This window comes from Ancylobacter mangrovi, from assembly GCF_024752355.1.
Taxonomy (GTDB): domain Bacteria; phylum Pseudomonadota; class Alphaproteobacteria; order Rhizobiales; family Xanthobacteraceae; genus Ancylobacter; species Ancylobacter mangrovi.
This window is the reverse complement of the sequence record NZ_JANTHZ010000008.1, coordinates 218671-238453: the sequence shown is the minus strand read 5'-3', so window position 1 is coordinate 238453 and position 19783 is coordinate 218671. Positions and strand designations below refer to the sequence as shown.

General features: G+C 66.4%; 16 protein-coding genes and 1 pseudogene. 10 read left to right on the top strand and 7 right to left on the bottom strand.

The annotated features are described in order from the left end of the window. Positions 1–290 (top strand): annotated as a pseudogene (locus tag NVS89_RS17680) (hypothetical protein); the annotation flags it as partial. A gap of 4 nt (positions 291–294) precedes the next feature. Then, the gene (proC, locus tag NVS89_RS17675; protein ID WP_258734076.1) at positions 295–1167 is read left to right on the top strand and encodes a pyrroline-5-carboxylate reductase; all 873 of its coding nucleotides are present in this window, start codon (positions 295–297) and stop codon (positions 1165–1167) included. Positions 1168–1197: 30 nt separating this feature from the next. Here proC and NVS89_RS17670 read toward each other — a convergent pair whose 3' ends face one another. The 6 genes from NVS89_RS17670 to NVS89_RS17645 form a co-directional block, all read right to left on the bottom strand. Beyond that, positions 1198–2520 carry an NAD(P)/FAD-dependent oxidoreductase gene (locus NVS89_RS17670; protein WP_258734075.1) on the bottom strand — a complete coding sequence of 441 codons (1323 nt, stop codon included), beginning with the start codon at positions 2518–2520 and terminating at the stop codon, positions 1198–1200. Positions 2521–2574: 54 nt separating this feature from the next. Beyond that, positions 2575–3867: an NAD(P)/FAD-dependent oxidoreductase gene (locus NVS89_RS17665; protein ID WP_258734074.1), complete on the bottom strand. Its 1293-nt coding sequence runs from the start codon at positions 3865–3867 to the stop codon at positions 2575–2577. 13 nt (positions 3868–3880) lie between these two features. Then, entirely contained in the window at positions 3881–5302 is a 1422-nt protein-coding gene (locus tag NVS89_RS17660; RefSeq protein ID WP_258734073.1) for an MmgE/PrpD family protein, read from the bottom strand. A 29-nt stretch (positions 5303–5331) separates the two neighbouring features. Further along, positions 5332–6051, bottom strand: a complete 720-nt coding sequence (locus NVS89_RS17655) for an amino acid ABC transporter permease (protein ID WP_258734072.1) — start codon at positions 6049–6051, stop codon at positions 5332–5334. A gap of 4 nt (positions 6052–6055) precedes the next feature. Continuing rightward, positions 6056–6727: an amino acid ABC transporter permease gene (locus NVS89_RS17650; RefSeq protein ID WP_258734071.1), complete on the bottom strand. Its 672-nt coding sequence runs from the start codon at positions 6725–6727 to the stop codon at positions 6056–6058. 71 nt (positions 6728–6798) lie between these two features. Next, a complete protein-coding gene (locus NVS89_RS17645) occupies positions 6799–7692 on the bottom strand; it encodes a transporter substrate-binding domain-containing protein (protein WP_258734070.1) in 894 nt (297 codons plus the stop codon). 112 nt (positions 7693–7804) lie between these two features. Between NVS89_RS17645 and NVS89_RS17640 the strand changes: the two genes are divergently transcribed. The 8 genes from NVS89_RS17640 to NVS89_RS17605 all read left to right on the top strand — a co-directional run bounded on the left by NVS89_RS17640 (position 7805) and on the right by NVS89_RS17605 (position 18560). Continuing rightward, positions 7805–8587: an IclR family transcriptional regulator gene (locus NVS89_RS17640; RefSeq protein ID WP_258734069.1), complete on the top strand. Its 783-nt coding sequence runs from the start codon at positions 7805–7807 to the stop codon at positions 8585–8587. A gap of 499 nt (positions 8588–9086) precedes the next feature. Beyond that, entirely contained in the window at positions 9087–9593 is a 507-nt protein-coding gene (locus NVS89_RS17635) for an RNA polymerase sigma factor (RefSeq protein WP_258734068.1), read from the top strand. 62 nt (positions 9594–9655) lie between these two features. Continuing rightward, positions 9656–10606, top strand: a complete 951-nt coding sequence (locus NVS89_RS17630; protein ID WP_258734067.1) for a FecR family protein — start codon at positions 9656–9658, stop codon at positions 10604–10606. A gap of 140 nt (positions 10607–10746) precedes the next feature. Further along, positions 10747–13170, top strand: a complete 2424-nt coding sequence (locus NVS89_RS17625) for a TonB-dependent receptor (RefSeq protein WP_258734066.1) — start codon at positions 10747–10749, stop codon at positions 13168–13170. 19 nt (positions 13171–13189) lie between these two features. Next, complete coding sequence (locus NVS89_RS17620; RefSeq protein ID WP_258734065.1) at positions 13190–14107, top strand: ABC transporter substrate-binding protein; 918 nt, start codon at positions 13190–13192, stop codon at positions 14105–14107. Continuing rightward, complete coding sequence (gene fhuB / locus NVS89_RS17615; protein ID WP_258734064.1) at positions 14100–16097, top strand: Fe(3+)-hydroxamate ABC transporter permease FhuB; 1998 nt, start codon at positions 14100–14102, stop codon at positions 16095–16097. The genes NVS89_RS17620 and fhuB overlap by 8 nt, the downstream gene beginning before the upstream one ends. Further along, the gene (locus NVS89_RS17610; RefSeq protein WP_258734063.1) at positions 16082–17761 is read left to right on the top strand and encodes a cyclic peptide export ABC transporter; all 1680 of its coding nucleotides are present in this window, start codon (positions 16082–16084) and stop codon (positions 17759–17761) included. The genes fhuB and NVS89_RS17610 overlap by 16 nt, the downstream gene beginning before the upstream one ends. Then, complete coding sequence (locus NVS89_RS17605) at positions 17754–18560, top strand: ABC transporter ATP-binding protein (RefSeq protein WP_258734062.1); 807 nt, start codon at positions 17754–17756, stop codon at positions 18558–18560. The genes NVS89_RS17610 and NVS89_RS17605 overlap by 8 nt, the downstream gene beginning before the upstream one ends. A gap of 303 nt (positions 18561–18863) precedes the next feature. Here the strand turns inward: NVS89_RS17605 and NVS89_RS17600 are convergent, their stop codons facing one another. Continuing rightward, the gene (locus NVS89_RS17600) at positions 18864–19772 is read right to left on the bottom strand and encodes a LysR family transcriptional regulator (RefSeq protein ID WP_258734061.1); all 909 of its coding nucleotides are present in this window, start codon (positions 19770–19772) and stop codon (positions 18864–18866) included. Between the last annotated feature and the right edge of the window lie 11 nt (positions 19773–19783).

Genomic DNA, 19783 nt, shown 5'->3' with positions numbered 1-19783 from the left:
TGACGAAGATCGTGCCGGATGACCAGCTGGAGGCGGAGACCTATGCGCTTGCCGGCCGCCTTGCCAAGGCGGCGACTCAGGCCATCGGCGCCATCAAGAACGCCCGCAACCAGGGCCTGGGATGCGATCCCGTCAAGGGTCTCGAATGGCTCGTCATCGGCGAGGCGGAGAACATGTTCTTCCGCGACGCCCGCGAGGGGCCGCGCGCCTATATCGAGCGCCGCGAGCCGAACTTCACCGGCGAGTGGATCGACCTGCAATACGACGCCTTCGACCCGGATTACCGGTAGGTCGATGCCGGCCGACATCCATCCCGTATGTTTTTCCGCGCCTGAGAGATTCGAAACCATGGGACAGCCCCTTCTGCTCGTCGGCTGCGGCAATATGGGCTTCTCGTTGTTGCAGGGCTGGCTCGCGGCAGGTGCGGCCGCACCGGAAGACGTCTACGTCGTGGAGCCCTCGGAGATGCTTCGCGACCGCGCCTGCCAGCTTGGCGTAGCCGCCTGCTCGACGGTCGATGAGCTCGCTCCCGGGCTCCAGCCCCGGCTGATCGTCCTCGCGGTGAAGCCGCAGTCCATTGCCGAGATCGCGCCGGCCTATGCAAGGTTCGCCGGCACGGCAGCCTATGTGAGCATCGCCGCCGGGGTCATCACCACCAGTTTGGAGAAGATGCTGGGGGATATCGCCATCCTGCGGGCGATGCCGAACACGCCGACCTCGCTTGGAAAGGGTTCGACCGTCGTGTTCGCCAACAGCCGGACCGACGGCGGGACGAGGGAGCGCGTGGTGGCACTTCTTCGTGCCGGCGGAAGCGTGCATTTCGTCGATCGCGAGGAACTCATCGACGCGGCAACCGCCATCTCCGGATCCGGTCCGGCCTATGTGTTCCTCTTCATCGAGTGTCTCGCCCGGCGCGCGGCGACCCTCGGTCTGGGTGAAAAGCTCGCCCTGGATCTGGCGCGCGAAACCGTTGCGGGCGCGGCGGCGCTCGCCATGAGCGATTCCTCGCAGCATCCGGCCCATCTGCGCGAGAAGGTGACGAGCCCGAACGGAACGACCGCGGCGGCTCTCGAGATTCTCCTCGCGGATGACGCGCTCGACCACCTGCTCGGTCACGCGGTCGACGCCGCGCGCCGCAGGTCGGCGAGCCTGTCCGGGGAAGTCTAGCCGAAGCAGGCGCACTGTCGGGCGGCTCTCTCAGGGCCGCCTGTCGCTCCGGCGATCGAGGCCGTCGAGCAGGTTATACGCGGCAGTCAGCGGCGGGACGAACCACGGGTCCCCGCGGTACCAGGCCTTCTGTGGGAAATGCTCGGTCTCGAAAGCCGATTTTCGCGGCTGGGTGCCCATGGCGCGGCGCGCGATCTCGCGGCCGAGATAGCTCATCATGGCGACGCCGCTGGCGTTGCAGCCGAGGGCGTAGAAGATCCCGTCCTCCTCCCCCAGATGCGGCTTGCGGTCGAAGGTCATCGCCACCGTACCGCGCCAGCAATGGCTGACACGTACGTCGCCCAAGGATGGGAAGACATCGCACATTGCCCGGTGGATCAGGCCGGCCGCCCGGGTCTCGTCGCGATCGAAGGCGGCGGGGCGGGCGCCGAAGATGAGGCGGCGCCCGTCCGTCGACGGGCGCACGGCCGTGAGGTTGCGCTGGGAATCCGACACCATGTGCCCGCGCGGCAGCAGCGCGGCGACGCGCTCAGGCGGCAATTCCTCAGTGGCGATGTGATAGCTCGCCACCGGGATCAGGCGTCGCCGGAACGCATCGAAGCGCTCGGTGAGATAGCCATTGGTCGCGAGGACAACCTGGCGCGCCTTTATCGTTCCTCGGACGGTGACAACGCTATGTCCGTCTGTGCCTGGCGTGACCTGCCCGACCTCGGCATGGGAGAACAGGCGGGCGCCGCGCTTCCGCGCCCTCTGCCGCAGGGCGCGGTGATAGCGGGCGGGATGGACGCTGGCATAGTCCTCGATGAGGATTCCGCCCCGATAGAAATCGGTGGCGATGATCTCGCCAAGCCGGTCGGCGGGTATGTCGGTGACGCGGACGCCGGTGTGCTCGCGGAGCAGTTCCCCCAGATGCAGCAGCCGCGCATAGTGCTTGTCCGTGTAGGCGGTGAGAAAGCGTCCGCAGCGCTGGAAGCCGGCGTCGAGCCCCTCTTCCTCGATCAGTCCAGTCACATAGGCGAAGGAGGCAAGTGAATCCTGCAGCATCAGCGCCAGTTGCTGGGCGGTGACGTTCCGGGTCGGGCCCGCGAGCAGCAGCTTCTGTCCCCCGGTCACGCCGCCGGTATTGCGGGTGCTGGCGCCGATGCCGAGCGGACCGGCATCGACGAGAACGACGTCGCGGCCGGCGGAGGCGAACTCCGCCGCGGCGTTCATGCCACAATAGCCGGATCCCACGATCACGACGTCCGCCCTGGCCGGAAGCGCCTCGTCCCGCGCCGTCTCCGGTGGAGCGTCGTCCCACCAGTAGGGCAGGGGCCGGAAGTCCGGGTGTAGGAGGTCGGCGGCGGAACTCATGGGCTCGCTCGGTATTCGCTCGGCCATAGGCCGGCCTTCCGGCCGGGACATCAGTCAGGACAGCGTGCGGTCGATCCCGTCGCGCAGATGGTACCAGGCGCTGACGATCGGCACGAACCACGGACGTTTGCTGTAGTAGGGCTCGGTGGGGAAGTCGGTCCGATCGAAGGCGCAGGGCCGGTTCGCCGTGCCCAGCAGCTTCAGCGCCGTCTGGTGCCCCAGATAGGTCATGAGAGCGACACCGTTCCCGTTGCAACCCACGGCAAAATGGATGCCCTGTTCCTCGCCCATATGGGCGACCTTGTCGAAGGTCATCGCCACCTTGCCGCGCCAGGAATGGGTGATGCGGAACTTCGAGAGCTGCGGCCACACCTGCTCCAGCTTGGCCGCCAGATTGCGGCCGGCAGCCTGCTCGTTCATGTCGTAGAAGCTCGGACGGCTGCCGAACAGGACGCGGGTCCCGTCGGGCGAGGGGCGCGTGTAATAAAGCTCGCGCTGGCTGTCGGAAATCATCCGCCGGCCGGGATTGATCCGCGCCATCAGTTCCGGCGGCAGCGGCTCTGTGGCGATCTGATAGCTATAGACCGGGATCACCCGCTTGCGCAGCTCCGGCGTGGCGGCGCCGGTATAGCCATTGGTGGCCACGATCACCTCGCGGGCGAGGATTGTGCCCCGCCCCGTGGTGACGGTGAACTGCGCACCCTCGCGCCGGATCGCGCGCACCGGCGCATGGGAGAACAGCCGCGCCCCGCAACGTCGCGCGAGGTCCCTCAGTGCGCGGGCGTACATGCCCGGGTGAAGCCCGCCATAGTCGTCGACGACGATGCCGCCATGGTAGAAATCCGTCTGCGTAATGCCGTGCTGCTCTCTCCGCGGAACGTTATGGACGGTGACCCCCGTCATCTCCTGCAGGAGTTCTCCCTGCCGGCGAAGGCGCTCATAATGCTTGGGCACATAGGCTGCGAAGTAGCGGCCGCATTTCTGGTAGCCGGCGTCGAGCTTCTCCTGGGCGATGAGATTCTCGATGTGCTGGAAAGAATCCACGGAATCGGCGAGCAGCTCGGAGACTCGCTCGCGCGCCTTGCCTCGCACGGCGCCGGTCATGACCATCTTCTGCCCGCTCGACACCATGCCGCCGCTGCGCGTGCTGGCGCCTGCGCCGAGAGCTTCGGCATCGACGACGACGACGTCCGTCCCGTTGCGGGCAAGTTCGGCGGCCGCCGACAGGCCGCTATAGCCGCTGCCGACGACCACGACATCGGCTCTGGCCGGCAGGGGCTCGAGGGCGTCCTCCGGGGGCGCCGCGTCCCACCAATAGGGATCGGTGGTGAAATTGGAGAGGTCCATGACGATGTCCTGATCAAGACGCCCGAGCTGGCACGAACGGACGCCCGCAAAGCCCGTCGAAGCCGCGGGCCGCTTCGCAAAGCGAATTGATGCCGAGCAGCGTGTCGAACAGCGCCGGTGCCGCGGTGCCGAGCGGGCCTCCGGCATTGGCGACGAACTTCTCGCGAAGGCGAGTGCGGCTCAGTCGATGATCGCGGCTGCCGCTCGGCTTCTCCGCGTAGCGCTCCACGATGCGACCGTCGGTGAATGTGATCCGCAGCCGGCTGGCGAGCGAGATTCCGCCACCCGTCTTCGGCAGGGACGGGTCGGGCCGCATCGCGATCCGGGCCATGAGCGCCCGGACGGCCGGATCGTTGACCAGCCCGTCACCGAATTCGGCAAGTCCCAGCCTGCCGCGCAGCAGGCCGACGGCCAGGCAATAGGGCATGCTGAACTTGCCTTCGAGCGCTGTGCGGGCCGCGTCGTGAATCAGAATGCGTGGCGCGGCCTCGTCGACGTCGACCTCGATGTGGCGGATCGATTCCGGCTCCAGAGGCCCCTGCGCTATCAGTTCGAAGAGTGAATCCAGTGCGGTGTGGGTGCACGTACAGCAGGGATAGGCCTTGATCGTCAGGCCCGGGCGGTCGAACAGCCAGGGCCGGCCGAACCCGACGACACTCTCCTCGCTCCCTGGCACTCCGCCGAATACGGTCACGAAGCCAAGCGGACCGAATAGGCTGCCCTCCGACGAGGACACGCCTTCGCGCGCCAGCTCTGCCGCCATTACCCCGCCCCGGGCGGCGTTTCCCGATTGCAGCGCTTTGGTGTCGCTACCGAAATTACTGCGCAGGCCACCGGCCAGCGAGGCAGCCATGCCGAGGGCATGGCGCATCGCGCGCGCGTCCAAGTTCAACACGACGCCGGCAGCCGCTGCAGCGCCGAGAGCCCCGAGCGTCGCTGTCGCATGGAAGCCGCGCGTATAGTGCGACGGGTTGAGCAGCGGGCCCAGCCGCATGATGAGCTCCACGCCGGCAACATAGGCTTCCACGAGCCGTGCCCCCGACGCCGGAACGATGTCGGCAGCCGCGGCCGCGGCGCTGAGCGCCGTTACCGTCGGATGGGCGAACGACAGTTCCGCTTCGTCGTCGTCGAAGTCGTCGATATGTCCGGCGACGGCATTCAGGAACGCCGCGTCGCGCGCCGGCAGGAAACCCTCTTCGCCCCAGACGCGAGCGAAACCCGGCTCGGGCTCGCGGCGCGGACGGAGGTAGCGCAGCAACTGCGCAAAGGCTCCGGAGCGCGCGCCCGCTGCCGCCACGCCTGCGAAATCCGCGATGTGCTCGCTGGCAAGGTGGCGGATATCGGCCGGCACGTCGGCGGAGCGCTCGATCACGGCTGTGGCGAGCAGGTTCTCGAGATGGACAGGATCGGAGGAGGTGGCACGTTCACGGGGCATGGCATGTTCGATTGGGTGCAAGGACGACTTCATCCGCGCGGCATGAGCCGGAGGCGGGAAAGACGTGGCTTGGCGCTGGATGAGGGCTGCTCGTGCCGGCTCAGCACCGCCTCCATCCGCGCGCTGGCGAGGGAAAGGGCGAAGCAGATCACGAAGTAGACGACAAGGACGGCTGCATAGAGGGTGAAGGGCGAGAGCCCACCCTCCATGATGGTCGCGCGCTCGATCACGATTTGCGCGCTGCGGAGCAGTTCGCGGACACCGATCAGCGCACCGATCGAGGTCGCCTGCACGAGCTGGGTCACGAGGCCGAGATACGGTGGCAGGATCGGCCGCAATGCCTGCGGAAGGATAACGAGGCGCAGCGCCTGGAACCGATGGAGGCCCAGCGCCGCGCAGGCTTCGCGCTGACCGCTGGAGACGGCCTGGATGCCGGCGCGAATGATGATGGCGCCGTTGGCCCCACCCCAAGCGCCAAGACCTGCGACCGTGGCCTCGAACGGATCGAGCGCGATGCCGATGGTCGGGGCGACGAAGTAGATCATCATCACCGTCACGAACAGCGGGATGTCGCGCATGATCTCGACCAGTATGCGTGCGGGCACCCGCAGGAGGGCCGAACGGGAGAGCATGCCGGCGGCGAGGATCGTCGCCACCGCCGTCGCCGCAATCAGGACGCAGAAGGTGAGGGCCAGCGTCATGACGAGCCCCTGCGCCAGAATTTCCTGATTCACGAAGATCACGTGCATCACGTCACCGCGCGGTGAAAGGGCGTTGCAGGTATGATTCAAGCAAGGCGGCGCCGGCCGACATCGCCAGTACGATGACGAGGTAGAACACGCAGATCGCTGCGAAGAGTTCGATCGTCCGGAACTCCAGCGCGATCCGGTCGATCGCCACGAAAGTCATCTCCGCAAGCCCGATCGCCTGCAGGTAGGACGAGTTCTTCAGCATGGCGATGCTCGTATTGACCATCGACGGTACGGCGGTGCGCAGGGCGATCGGCAGCGCGATCAGGACGGCGTAGTGCCACGACCGCAGCCCTAGAGCGCCTGAGGCCTCCTTGACGCCGGCCGACACGCCGAGATAGCCGGCGCGGAAGCTTTCCAGGTGATAGGCGCCGCCCCAGACCGCGAGGCAGATGACACCCGACCAGAAGGCGGAGAAGCGCATCCCGATCGCCGGCAGGCCGTAGAAAATAAAGAACAGCTGAACCAGAAGCGGCGTATTGCGGATGAAGGCGACATAGGCCCGCGCCGGCCAGACGAGCGCCTTGCGCCCGGAGAGACGCATGGTCGCGCCGAGCGCGCCAATGGCCAGGGACAGGGCAATTCCGAGCGTGCTGACGATCAGCGTCATCTCTAGTCCCCGCAGAAGCGCGGGGAGCGTGTCGTAGAGATACGCCCAGTCGAAGAAGTCGGTCATGCGGCGTCGCCTTGGTAAGGGGCGGAGCCGGCCGCCGCATGGACGACCGGCGGGCTGCGGAAGATCCTGACCTACTTCTTCGGCGGGTCCGTCTCGTAGAACTTGATGACTTCCTTACGGACCATTGGATCGGAGACGACCTCCGGCACCGCCTTGGAATAGAACTTCTCGTCCCTGAGCTTGGTGATCTGTGCGTCGAGATACGCCTTCCATTCCGGCTCGTTCTTGCGGATGCCCGCGCCGATGTAGCTGACGTCAAACACCTCCTGCTCGGGCAGGATCTCGAGATCGTCATTGGCCGAGAGAATGGAGAACAGCACCGAGGTGTCGCCCGTGTAGCCGTCGGCGCGGCCCTGCCGCACGGCCTGCAGTGCCTCTGCGACCGTATTCAGACGCAGGGTCTGGACCTGCGGCATGTTCTTCTCCAGCCAGGCAGCCTGTGACGCTCCCTTGATGACGGAGATGGTCTTGCCGTTGAAATCGGCCAGCGACTTCGCCTTGCCGCCCTTGAGCTGGACCACGCCGCTGGCGCCCCAGGCATAGGGAATGGTGAAGTCTATGACCTTCTGCCGGGCGGGATAGATTCCAAGAGTGGCGATGATGACATCGACCTTCTTGCCGTTCAGGGCGGGTATGCGCGCCTCTGAGGTCACGCACTGCAAGTCTGCCTTGTCGGGCGAGCCGAAGGCGATTTCGGCGATCCGCTTCGCCATCTCCACCTCGATGCCGGCAAACTTGCCCTGCGCATCGAGAAAGCCGGACGGCGGGTAGTCGCACTTCACGCCGACCCGAAGCACTCCCTGGCTCTTGATGTAGTCGGGAAGCGCCGGCTCGGCGGCCTTTGCCACCGTAAGTCCGGTCATGAAGGCAAGAACAGAAACCGCAAGCAGGCGGCCTCGGCCGCCGGAGCTGTGTACGCGCATGACGATCCCCTCGATCGATGTGAGCGCCGCCGATGTCTTCATCGTTCACGACCCTGAAATCTTGCGTGGGCCATTCCGTGTCGTCAATAAAATTCCGCATAATGATTGAAACTTATATATTAATTCCATTATATGGAAATTTATGGAGGGGACGATGAAGAAACAGAACGGATCTCAGGCGCTGGAGCGTGGCCTCGGCATTCTGGAAGCCGTCGCCGAAGCGCCTCCTGAAGGCCTGCGCTTGACGGAGATCGCCGCCATGTGCGAACTCGAGCAGCCGACCGCGCATCGCCTGGTCGCCGCACTCGAACGCGCCGGCTATCTCGCTCGCGTCGGCGACAGTCGACGGTTGCGCCTCGGTCTGCGGCTGTTCCAGCTCGGCTCTATCGGTGGCGAAGCCGGCGGCCTTGCCGACGTGGCGCGTCCGGCCCTGATCCGGCTCGCGGCGGCCACCGGCGACTGCATGTTCCTGATGGTTCGTTCCGGGCTCGACGCGGTCTGCCTCGACCGTCAGGACGCCACCTACACCATCCATAGCCTGACCGGGCATGTGGGCGGTGCCACGCCGCTCGGGCTTGGCACCGGCAGCATGACGATCCTCGCCCATCTTCCCGAAGCCGAGCGCCACGAGGTCCGGGAGGCAAATCGCGAGCGCATCCGTGCTCTCCGGCACGACGTGCCGTCCGAGGCGGAACTCGCCCTCGTGCGCGATCGGGGCTTCTACCGGGAGGTCAACCGCTCGGTCGCCGGGATAGTCGGTGCGGCCGTGCCGATCCTCACGCCCCGCAGGCGTCCGATCGCCGCCATCGCCATCGGCGCCACGGAGGCCCGGCTGCCCGATGAACGGCTACCGGCCGTTATCGAAATGATGCAAATTGAGGCGCGCCGGATCGAGGCCGAGCTGAACGCCTCCCCCTCCGTCCTTGCCTCATCCTGATCTGCCAGCTTGCCTCGCTCCCCAAATGAAAAGCGATTCCAAGCGCGCGCCCTTCTGGCTGTTTGCCTTCCACAACGGTCGTCGCTGCCGACCTCATGCCGAGTACCCCACGGTACTTTCGAGCTCGTATGGCCACGCAGGAGCTCGCGACGATCGTCTCTCAAGTTTGGTCAAAGAGTCTGCCCTAACCTCGCAACACCCGTCGCAGACCCTTCAGGCGATCAATGATGACCATTGCGGCGGCCGAAATGAGGATCAGTGAACTTGCGAGTGCTGCGCCGAAGGCGTCGTATTGGAACTTGATATAGGAGAAGAGCTCTACCGGGAGCGGGTTTCTCGCCGGCGCGCCGGAAGCGGAAGTTTCCTTGCAGGCCCTCTCCCATCAACGCAGTGCCCGCTAGCTTAGAATATATTTAAATCATTGAGATTGCGTCGATATTCTCTCTCGCTGTAGAGATCGACCGTACGGTATCTTCAACTCCGAACGGTCTGCTGGCCCATGACGACGACATTCCTGCAAGCGCTCCACAGGATGGAGGAAGGTCGCCTCAAGCGCTTCTTCCAGCGCCGGCTGCGCAATCGGGAGGACGCGGCCGACGCGACGCAGGAAACGTTCCTGAGGATGATCGAGGTGCCGCAAAGCACCATCATCGAGAACCCCCAAGCCTATCTGTTCCAGGTGGCAAAATCTGTTGCACGCGCGGCCTCTGCCCGGCGTGCCGCCGAGACGGGACTTTTCGTGCCGGAAGAAGCGGGCTGCGTGTCCGCGGACGACACGCCCGGACCGGAGCGCATCGTCCTTGGCCGGCAACAGCTATTGCTCATGGCGAAGGCGATCGAGCAATTGCCGAACCGCTGCCAGGAGGTCTTCATCCTCAGCCGCCTGCACGGCCTTGCGAATGGCGAAATCGCCGTGCGCCTCGGCATTTCGCGCAACATGGTGGAAAAGCACATCATCCGCGCCCTGCTGCATTGCCGAAAAGTGCGCGCCGAGATTTTTTTCTGAGCGACGTCAGGTCATAAGCTGCGCTTCGACTCCAGTCCGATAGGACGCCGCCAGGGCTGCCGATGGCGAACAAGGCGAAACAGACCGAGGACGGACGGCGGACGGAAGAGGCTGCCGGATGGGTCGCGCGCCTCCAGTCGCGCGACGCGACGGATCAGGATCGCCGCGACTTTCGCGCATGGCTCGCCAGGGACCCCGCCAATGCCGCCGCCTATGAGGAATTGCAGAGCCTGTGGGGCGACCTCAGAGCGGTACCGATCGGGAAGGACCGGCTGAAGAAGCTGCGCCTGTCCCGGCGCGCGATTGCCGGCAACATCGTCGCCGTCGGGCTGATCGCGGTGCTGGCGACGACGCTCTACCAGCTGGGTTTCGTCGACCGGCTGCGCGCCGATCACTACACGTCGGTCGGCGAGGTCGGCCATTTCACGCTCGCGGACGGCACCCGTGTCGACCTGAACACCGACAGCGCCATAAGGATTATGTATTCACCGGCGGAGCGCCGGATCGAATTGCTGCGCGGAGAAGCCTTCTTCGATGTGGCAAAGAATCCCGCCCGCCCATTCGTCGTCGAGGACAACATCCTCAGCGCCACCGCGCTTGGCACGCGCTACGGCGTGCGCCGCGACGATGGCGGCGGCAGCGATGTGCAGGTCGAGGAAGGGCGCGTCGAGGTCACCTCGGCCCGTTCGCAGGTCGCGCTGGGAGCCGGAGACGTAGCGCGCGTGAACCGGGACGGGGCGCTGGATATCGGCACCGCCGACGTCTCCAGCCGGGTCGCCTGGCGCGAAGGAAAGCTGGTTTTCTCTGACCAGCCTCTGCGCGAGGTACTCGCCACGCTGGAGCGCTACCGGCATGGCCGTATCGTGGTCCTCGATGAGGCGGCCGCTGAGCGCCGGGTCTCAGGCATCTTCGACCTGAGGGATACCGATGAGGCCCTTGCCGTGCTGGAATCGAGCCTGCCCGTCACCATCGTTCATCTGACAGGGATGATGGTGGTGGTGCGCTCGCGCTGACGCAATTATTTCGAGTCCGACGTCAGGAGGCACCCGCCCGATCGACTCTAACCCATCGAGAGAATGTCGCCACGGAGCGGCATCCGACGGGACACGGGGATTGGGGATCGAGAATGCGGGTTGAAGAGACGACGGCAAGCATGCGTCGCATGATCGTGGGCGCGGGACTGGCGGGAATTTCCCTGCTGGCGTGCGCGACGGCGCTGCAGGCCCAGACCACACCGGCTCCCGCTCCCGCCGCGGCGGCCCGTATACCGATCACGGTGCCGGCCGGCCCGCTCGAAAGCGGGCTGCTCAGCCTCGCGAGGCAGGCCAATCTCCGGCTGCTCTATCCAAGCTCGCTTACGGTCGGCCGAGGCACGCCGGGCGTCAGCGGCCAGTTGTCGCCCGACCAGGCAGTCGCCCGCCTGCTGGAAGGCACCGGGCTGGGCTACAGTTTCACGAGCCCGAACACCGTCCGGATCTTCGATCCGACAGCGCGGAACGGCAGCGAGACGGGCGCACCCGCCGGAGGCGGCATCGCGCTCGATACGATCACGGTGGACGGAGAAGGCGGACTGCCGGCTCCCTATGCCGGTGGTCAGGTCGCGGTGGCGAGCCGGCTCGGCATCCTCGGCAACCGCGACTTCATGGACGCACCATTCAATGTGGTGACCTACACGTCCGAGACTATCAAGGATCAACAGGCGCGCAGCGTCGCCGACGTGACGGAAAACGACCCGTCCGTGCGCGCCACCTGGGCGGACGCCAGCTATTCCAACCAGTTCTACATTCGCGGGTTTCCGCTCGCCAATGCGGATATCTCCGTCAACGGCCTCTATGGCCTCGTCCCCTACCAGATGGCCGGCACATCCTGGGTGGAGCGGCTGGAGGTCCTTAAGGGGCCGGGCTCGATGCTGACCGGAATGCCGCCCCAGGGCAGCATCGGCGGCACCATCAATCTCACCACCAAGCGCGCCGGCGACGATCCGCTCACTCAGTTCACGCTGGGCTATATCTCGGACAGCCAGTTCGGCGGCAAGTTCGACGTTTCCCGTCGCTTCGGCGACGAGAAACAGTTCGGCGTCCGCATCAATGGCTCCTACAGCAATGGCGACGCACCGGTCGACGGCCAGTCGAACGAACTGGGCGAGGTAGCGCTCGGGCTCGATTATCGCGGCGAGCGGGTGCGGCTGTCGGCAGACCTGATCTATCAGAAGAACTATGCGGACAATCCAGTCCGGCCCGTCTATCTGCGGGCAGGCGCGGTTCCTGTCCCACAGGCGCCCGATGCCTCGACCAATCTCGGCCAGGACTGGTTCTACGCCGATGGCGAGGATATTCTCGGCATCGTGCGGGGCGAGGTCGACATCACCGACAACGTCACCGCCTACGCGACTGTCGGTGCGCGCCGGAACGACTTCCTCGGCCTCTACAATTTCATCTATCTCACCGACCCGGTCGGTAATTTCACCGCCAATGTCTATCTGCAGCCCACCTATGTCGACACGCTCACCGGCGAGGCCGGCGTGCGCGCCAACTTCGATACCGGAGCCATTCGCCACGAACTGACGGTCAGCGCCAGCGGCGTTCACAATGAGATGGGAGTGGTGGCGCCGGTGGTGGCTACATACTCGTCGAACATCTACGCACCGACGCCCTTCGCGGAGCCCGATCTCAGCGGTTATGCGACCAGCGCTCCGAAGACCAGCGAGGCAACGCTGACCAGCCTCGCCATCGCCGACAGCCTCTATGCATTCGATGATCGCGTGCAGCTCATCCTCGGTGCTCGCTACCAGAACGTGGTGCAGGAGGGTTGGAACGGGACGACGGGCCTGCAGACCGCCGATTACGACGAAAGCGCGGTCACGCCGGCGGTGGGCCTGGTGCTGAAGCCCTGGCAGAACGTCTCCCTCTACGCCAATTACATCGAGGGCCTGAGCCAGGGGCCGGTCGCGCCGGCGGGCTCCGCTAATGTCGGCGAGACCTTCGCGCCCCTCAAGTCGAAGCAGATGGAAGCCGGCGTGAAAGTCGACTTCGGCCAGTTCGCCACCACGCTCAGTGTCTTCCAGATCGAGCAGCCAAGTGGCGTGCTGGATACCGCGACCAACATCTACAGCATCGATGGTGAGGTGAGGAACCGCGGAGTCGAGTTCAACGTGTTCGGCGAGATCACGCCCTCGGTGCGTGTGCTGGGCGGCGTGACCTTTATGGACGGCGTCCAGACGGAGACGGCGAACGGCGCCTATGACGGCAACGCGGCCATCGGCGTACCGGACGTGCAGCTCAATCTCGGTGCGGAATGGGATACGCCCTTCATCGAAGGACTGACCCTGACCGGCCGGCTGATCTACACCTCCTCGCAATATGCCAGCCTCGACAACGCGCAGAGCATTCCCGACTGGACACGCGTCGACCTCGGCGCGCGCTACACCTTCGAGAGGGCAAACGGCAAGCCGGTGACGATCCGCGCCAGCGTCGAGAATGTCTTCGACGAGAGTTACTGGGCGGCCGCGTCCTCCTCGTTCGGCCTTGCCCGTGGCGCGCCGCGTACTGTGCTGTTGTCGACGACCTTCGATTTCTGACGTGGAACGCCCGGCGAGCATGCGCGTGTCCGGTCGCAGGATCGGAATCGATCGTCGGCGCTTCCTCGCCGGTGCGGCGCTGCTATGTGCGCCGGCGGGCAACGCTGCGGCAAACGCCGCGCCGCGCCCTGCGGCCGTTGATTGGGCGGCGGCTGAATGCCTGCTGGCGCTGCGCGTCGCGCCCATCGCGATCGCCGACATCGCCACCTATCGGCAATGGCTGCCTGAGTTCCAACCGCCCCTCAACGTCCGCGATCTCGGAGCGCGTACAGAGCCCAATCTGGAGTTGCTCGCCGAACTCGTGCCCGACCGCATCTTCATCTCAAACTGGCAGGGCGGCCTCGCGGCTTTGCTCCAGCGGATCGCACCGGTCGAGGTCGTGACCATCATCGATGCACGTACCGACGCCATGGACAATGCCCGCGAGGCCTTCACCCGGATTGCATCAGCGACCGGACAGCAGGAGGCCGCGTCCTCCTGCCTCTCGGCATTCGACGCTGCCCTCGCGGAGGGGAGAGGGGCTCTGGCTCGGGTGGCATCGCGACCTGTCTATGTCGGTGTGCTGCATGAGAATGGCACGCAGCTCTTTCTCTATGGCAAGGGGAGCTGGGTGCATTCCCTGATGCTCCGGCTCGGCCTGCGCAATGCCCTGACGACACCGACATCGGCCTTCGGCAACGCGCTGGTCGACATTGCGGAGCTTGCCGCCGTTCCGGATGCCGTCCTTCTGTATCTCGACCAGGGCGCACGCACCCGGCGCGCGGAGCGGGAACTGCGGGCCAGCACGCTATGGCAGGGCCTGCCGATGGTGAAGGAAGGACGCGCGCGCACCATTCCAGCCTTCTATGCGCTGGGGGGCGTCCCCTCGATCTGGCGGACCATGCGCCTGCTCGTGGCCGCTCTGGATAATGCGCCGACTGGCCGCGGCGATGGTTGAGAAGACATCGGGCAGCGGCTCCCGTCGCGTCGGCGGGCCGGGCATCCTCGTGTTTTTCCTCGCCCTCGCGGGCGCCGTGACGAGCGCCCACGCACTATCGGGCCTCCTGCCGCCCCGCCTATGGTGGCAGGCCGTCGCCGATACGAATGGCGATGTGCCGATGCTGATCTTCATGCATGTCGCGCTGCCACGCATCGTCATCGCGTGGTGTGCAGGCGCGGCGTTGGGGCTCGCCGGCGTGCTGCTGCAGGCCGGCCTGCGCAACCCCATGGCCGACACGACGACGCTCGGCACGGCGTCGGGTGCCTATCTCGCTCTCGCCGTCTGTTCGGTCTATGCGCCGAACCTTCTCGACCACGGCCAGGGCTGGGTCGCGCTCGCAGGTTCGGCCACCGCCGGCGCGATCGTGCTCGCCATCGGGCGCGGGGCCGGTTTCACGCCGATCACGGTCATCCTAGCCGGCCTCACGCTGAACCTCCTCTGCGGGTCGCTCGGGGCCGCGCTCACCATCCTGAACCATGAGACGCTGAACCCGCTTTTCGTCTGGCAAGGCGGCTCACTGGCGCAGAATGGATGGGGCAGTGCCGCCACGCTGCTTCCGCTGGTCGCGCTGGGGGGAATGATTGCCGCGCTCATCGCGCGCCCGCTCGCCAATCTCCACCTCGGCGACGAGCATGCCCGCAGCGTCGGCGTTCCGGCCGGACCGATCCGGCTGATGGCCCTCGGGCTGGCGATCGCGCTCGGCGCCTTTACCGTCAGTGCCGTCGGCGTAATCGGCTTCATCGGACTTGCTGCGGGTCACCTCGCGCGCCACACAGGTGCCCGAACGCTCGCGCAGAGGCTGCTCTGGGCCCCCGCGATCGGCGCTGCACTGCTCTGGTCGATCGACCAGGTCGTCCAGCAAGCCGGCACCCTTCGCAGCGGGCTGCCGACCGGCAGCGCGGCGGCGCTCCTCGGTGCACCTTTGCTGCTGTGGATCATGATGCGACTGCGCCATGCCGAGGTCGCCCCGCCGCGCCGTGTTCCGGAGGATGGCTTCCGCACGCGGCGTCCTCCCGCCGTTGCCGGCCTGCTGGTCGGCCTGCTCTGTACCGCCTGCGTGCTGGCGCTGGTCTTCGGCCGGAATGCGGATGGCTGGGGCTTCCTCAGCCTGGCGACCGCGCCGGACGTTCTCATATGGCGTGCGCCGCGCGTCGTGGCCGCGCTCGCCGCCGGTGTGCTTCTGGCCGTCGCCGGAACCCTGATGCAGCGCATGACCGGCAATCCGATGGCCAGCCCCGAGATGCTGGGCGTCTCCTCCGGCGCCGCCTTGGGCGTCATCGTCCTGCTTTATGCCCTGCCGGGGTTTCACCGGCCTGCAATGATGCTGGCGGCGTTCGCCGGCGCTGCGGTCACACTGGGTGTCATCGTCGCGATCAACTGGCGCTGGCACTTCGCGCCGGAGCGCCTGCTGCTCGCCGGCGTCGCGCTTGCCACGCTGTTCAGCGGCGTCGCCGCAATGCTGCTGATGGGAGGAGATCCGCGCACCGCTATGCTGTTGGCCTGGATGTCCGGCTCGACCTATTGGGTCACCACACCTGAGGCGTCGATGGCGATCGCGCTGGCGCTGGCGACGTTCCTCGCCGCGATGCTGAGCTTACGCTGGCTGGAGCTTCTGCCGCTGGGGACGACGGCTCGCTCGCTCGGCGTGGATGCCGCGCGAAGCCGTCTCGTGCTGCTCGCCATCGCCGCCGCAGCGACCGCTTCGGCCACTCTCGTCGTCGGACCGCTGAGCTTCATCGGCCTGATGGCCCCCCACATTGCACAGCGCGTCGGCATGAAGCGCGCGCTTCATCAGCTCGTTGCCGCCGCCGCCATTGGCGGCTCGCTGCTGCTGGCGGCGGACTGGGCCGGACGTACGCTGCTGTTCCCCTGGCAGATGCCAGCGGGATTGGTCAGTGCGGTGTTCGGCGGGCCGCTCTTCCTGTTCCTGCTGTGGGCACGCCGATGACACCTATCGCCTCGCGCCCGCTGCTCGTCAGCGCCATCCGCCTGCTGCGGCCATTCTGGCGTCTGGCGCTGGCGGCGACGCTTAGCGGGATGGCGAGCGGCCTCGCGACCGCATGGTTGCTCGCGAGCATCAACGACGCGCTGCATTCCGACCAGGGCGCCACGCCAGCCCTGCTGCTCGGTTTCGCCGGCCTCTGTCTCGTCACCGTGGCCGGCGAGGTCGCCTCCGATCTCGGCAACAGCTATGTCGGCCAGCAGGCCGTGGCAGTGCTGCGCACCGAACTCACCGACCGCATCCTGAGCGCGCCCATCGACCGGATCGAGCGCTTCCGCACGCATCGCATCACCGCTGTGCTCAACCATGACGTCGAGGTGCTCAGCAATTTCACCTTCGCCTTCTCCAGCCTGGCGATCGCCTTCGCGGTGACGCTGGGCGGCCTCGTCTATCTCCTCATTCTGTCGCCCCTTATGTCGCTGGTCGCTGCGGTCGCGCTGGCGCTCGGGATGACCGTGCATATGCGGGCGCGCAGCAGGGGACGCGCCGGCTTCGATGCCGCGCGGCGCCTGCAGGATGAGCTGCAGCAGCAGTATCATGCGATCTCCGAGGGAGCGAAGGAGCTGCGGATCAGCCGTCCGCGCCGCCTCCACATGCGCGCGGTGCGGCTCGGCGGCACCATTGCCGGCATACGCGATCTGCGCATCCGGGCAATGCGGACCTACATGTCGGCCAACGCCTTCGGCTCGGTCCTGTTCCTGCTCGTCATCGGCCTCCTGCTCGCCCTGCAGTCCCGCTTGGCAATTCCCGCCGAAGTGCTCTCCGGCTTCGTGCTCGTGCTGCTCTACATCAAGGGGCCGCTGCAGCAGCTAGTCGCCGCGCTGCCGGCGATCGGCCAGGCGCAGGTCGCGCTCCACAACATCGCCGCTCTCGAACGGGCTTTCGCCAACCCGGAAGACGGATTGCTCGAGCCCGTAAAGTCCATCCCGGCGATGAGGAGGATCGAGCTTGTGGGAGTCACCTATGGCTTTCCGCCGGAGGGCGGCGTGTCCTTCCATCTCGGGCCGGTCGACCTCACCCTCGATACGGGCGAAATCCTGTTCATCGTCGGGGAGAACGGCTCGGGAAAGACCACGCTGGTAAAGCTGCTGCTCGGGCTCTACGAGCCGCGCGAGGGGATCATTCGTCTAGACGGAAGGGAGGTAACGGCAGCAAGCCGCGACGACTATCGCCAGCTCTTTTCCACCGTGTTCGCCGACTACTTCCTCTTCGACGAGGTGATCGAGCCCGTCGACGAGCGCGATATGGCGCGTCACCTTCAGCGGCTGGAGCTTGTCGGCAAGCTGTCGATCCGCGAGGGCCGCTTCACGACGACGGACCTCTCGACCGGCCAGCGCAAGCGGCTCGCCCTGCTGCTGGCCTATCTGGAACAGCGCCCGGTCGTCGTCTTCGACGAATGGGCTGCCGATCAGGACCCCGCCTTCCGCCGCATCTTCTACGCCGAGCTACTCGGAGAACTGCGCGCGCAGGGCAAGACGGTGGTCGTGATAAGCCATGACGACCGTTATTTCCGCTTCGCCGACCGTCTCGTGCTCATGAAGGAGGGACGCATCGCCGAGATCCGGCACGGCGAAGAAGTCATTGGCATTCCGGAGCACGGTCATGCCTGATCCGTCTTCCCTCTCGCCTTCCGGCACCCCCTTGTTCGAGATGGCGGACCTGTCGTGCCGCATGGGTGAGCGCACGCTGCTGGACTCGTTGACCTTGCAGCTTCCGGCGCAGCGGCTCATCGGGCTGGTCGGCCACAATGGATCCGGCAAGTCGACGCTGCTGAAGATACTCGCGCGCCTGCAGGCGGCATCGACCGGCGAGGTCCATTTCGCCGGCACGCCGCTCGCCCGGTGGCGAGACCGTCCGTTCGCCCGAAAGGTCGCCTACCTGCCGCAGCAGCCCCCTCCGGCTCCAGGCCTGCTTGTCAAGGAACTGGTCGGGCTGGGGCGCTATCCCTGGCACGGACCGCTCGGACGCTTCCGCGAGGCCGACCGTGCCCTTGTCGACGAAGCGCTTGCCCTGGCCGATGTCGCGCAGCTCGCCGACAGGCTGGTCGACACGCTCTCGGGTGGGGAGCGCCAGCGTGCCTGGTTGGCGATGATGGTCGCCCAGGACACCGAATGCCTGCTGCTCGACGAGCCGATCGCGGCGCTCGACCTTGCGCATCAGATCGATGTGCTGGCCCTCGTACAGAACCTCTGTCGTTCACGCGGGATCGGAGCGCTTGTCGTTCTCCACGACATCAACCTGGCCGCCCGCTTCTGCGAGGAGATCCTGGCATTGCGCGCCGGCCGGCTCATCGCTCGCGGCACGCCTGAGGAGATACTGACGCCGGAACGGCTGCTTACAATCTTCGGTCTCCAGATGGACGTGCTGGTAAATCCGGCGAACGGGCAGCGCATTGCGACGGCACGGTGAGGGATAGGCGGATAGTCTTTCCGGACCGCGCCAATCTCGGTCATTGATCTGGCAACGGCCGCGGCCCAAAAGCGGACAGCAGCGAGTTGGGAAACGTCGGCACCTTTGCGCGCCCAGGCCGGACGTTCATGCCTCCAATCAACGCCCCCCAAAAAGCGGACGGATCTAACTCCAACTGACTCACAGCCGTCAGATAGTTGGAATCCTGCCTGGCGCACCAGCACGACCAAATCATCTGAGGCCCGACCGATCCGGCCGCCACACGGCGCGCCGGCGGAGAACGCCGTCGGCGACAACGTGGGCTCAGGCGCCCTGCGCCAGCAGTTCCGGATAGGCGTCGGTGACGATGTTGACCAGAGCCTCCGCAGCCCGGCTCGGCGCCCGCTCACGGTTCAGCAACAGGTAGAACTCGCGTTCGGGCAGCGGAAACGGCACCTGCCTCAGCAATCCGGCCTCGAGGCTCGGCGCGGCGACCGAGGCCGAGAGCGCCGTTGCCCCCATCCCGGCCTCGACGGCGGCGCGCACCGCCTCATTCGAGGGCAGCTCCAGCACCACCCGCAGCCCGGAGCCGCTGCGCAGATGCGGCCGCATCGCCTCCTCGAACACCGAGCGGGTGCCCGAGCCGGGTTCGCGCAGCACCCATTCGGCCGCCATCATCTCGGCGATCGTCACGTCGCCCCGCCCTTCCCAGGGGTGGCCCGGCGGCACCAGAACGATGAGTTGGTCACGCGCCACCGGCACCAGGGTGAAGCGCTCACTCGGCACCGCCGCCTCCACGAAGCCGATCTCCGCCGCCCCGCTGTCCACCGCCGCGGCCACCTGCGTCGTGTTGCCGACCGCCAGATGGATGTCGATGCCCGGATAGGCGAGGCGGAACGCCACCAGATGGCGCGGCAGCCAGTAGCTGGCGATGGTCTGGCTCGCCTGCACCGCCAGAGTGCCGCGCAACAGGGTGCCGTATTCGGCCAGCGTCAGCTCGGCCCGCTCCACCCGCGCCAGCACGGCACGCGCCTCCAGAAGGAAGGCGGCGCCCGCCTCGGTCAGCTCGATGTGGCGGCCGATACGGTTGAAAAGCCGGGTGTCGTGCCGCGCCTCCAGCGCCGCGATGGCGTGGCTGGCCGCCGATTGAGCGAGATTGAGCGCCTGCGCGGCCTTGGTGACGTGCTGGCGCTCCGCCACCGCCACGAAGATTCGCAGCTGATCAAGTGTCATGCCATACCCTT

Coding starts and splice junctions, on each gene's coding strand:
- proC (WP_258734076.1), top strand. CDS start 295: ATGCCGGCCGACATCCATCCCGTATGTTTTTCCGCGCCTGAGAGATTC.
- NVS89_RS17670 (WP_258734075.1), bottom strand. CDS start 2,520: ATGAGTTCCGCCGCCGACCTCCTACACCCGGACTTCCGGCCCCTGCCC.
- NVS89_RS17665 (WP_258734074.1), bottom strand. CDS start 3,867: ATGGACCTCTCCAATTTCACCACCGATCCCTATTGGTGGGACGCGGCG.
- NVS89_RS17660 (WP_258734073.1), bottom strand. CDS start 5,302: ATGCCCCGTGAACGTGCCACCTCCTCCGATCCTGTCCATCTCGAGAAC.
- NVS89_RS17655 (WP_258734072.1), bottom strand. CDS start 6,051: ATGCACGTGATCTTCGTGAATCAGGAAATTCTGGCGCAGGGGCTCGTC.
- NVS89_RS17650 (WP_258734071.1), bottom strand. CDS start 6,727: ATGACCGACTTCTTCGACTGGGCGTATCTCTACGACACGCTCCCCGCG.
- NVS89_RS17645 (WP_258734070.1), bottom strand. CDS start 7,692: ATGAAGACATCGGCGGCGCTCACATCGATCGAGGGGATCGTCATGCGC.
- NVS89_RS17640 (WP_258734069.1), top strand. CDS start 7,805: ATGAAGAAACAGAACGGATCTCAGGCGCTGGAGCGTGGCCTCGGCATT.
- NVS89_RS17635 (WP_258734068.1), top strand. CDS start 9,087: ATGACGACGACATTCCTGCAAGCGCTCCACAGGATGGAGGAAGGTCGC.
- NVS89_RS17630 (WP_258734067.1), top strand. CDS start 9,656: ATGGCGAACAAGGCGAAACAGACCGAGGACGGACGGCGGACGGAAGAG.
- NVS89_RS17625 (WP_258734066.1), top strand. CDS start 10,747: ATGCGTCGCATGATCGTGGGCGCGGGACTGGCGGGAATTTCCCTGCTG.
- NVS89_RS17620 (WP_258734065.1), top strand. CDS start 13,190: ATGCGCGTGTCCGGTCGCAGGATCGGAATCGATCGTCGGCGCTTCCTC.
- fhuB (WP_258734064.1), top strand. CDS start 14,100: ATGGTTGAGAAGACATCGGGCAGCGGCTCCCGTCGCGTCGGCGGGCCG.
- NVS89_RS17605 (WP_258734062.1), top strand. CDS start 17,754: ATGCCTGATCCGTCTTCCCTCTCGCCTTCCGGCACCCCCTTGTTCGAG.
- NVS89_RS17600 (WP_258734061.1), bottom strand. CDS start 19,772: ATGACACTTGATCAGCTGCGAATCTTCGTGGCGGTGGCGGAGCGCCAG.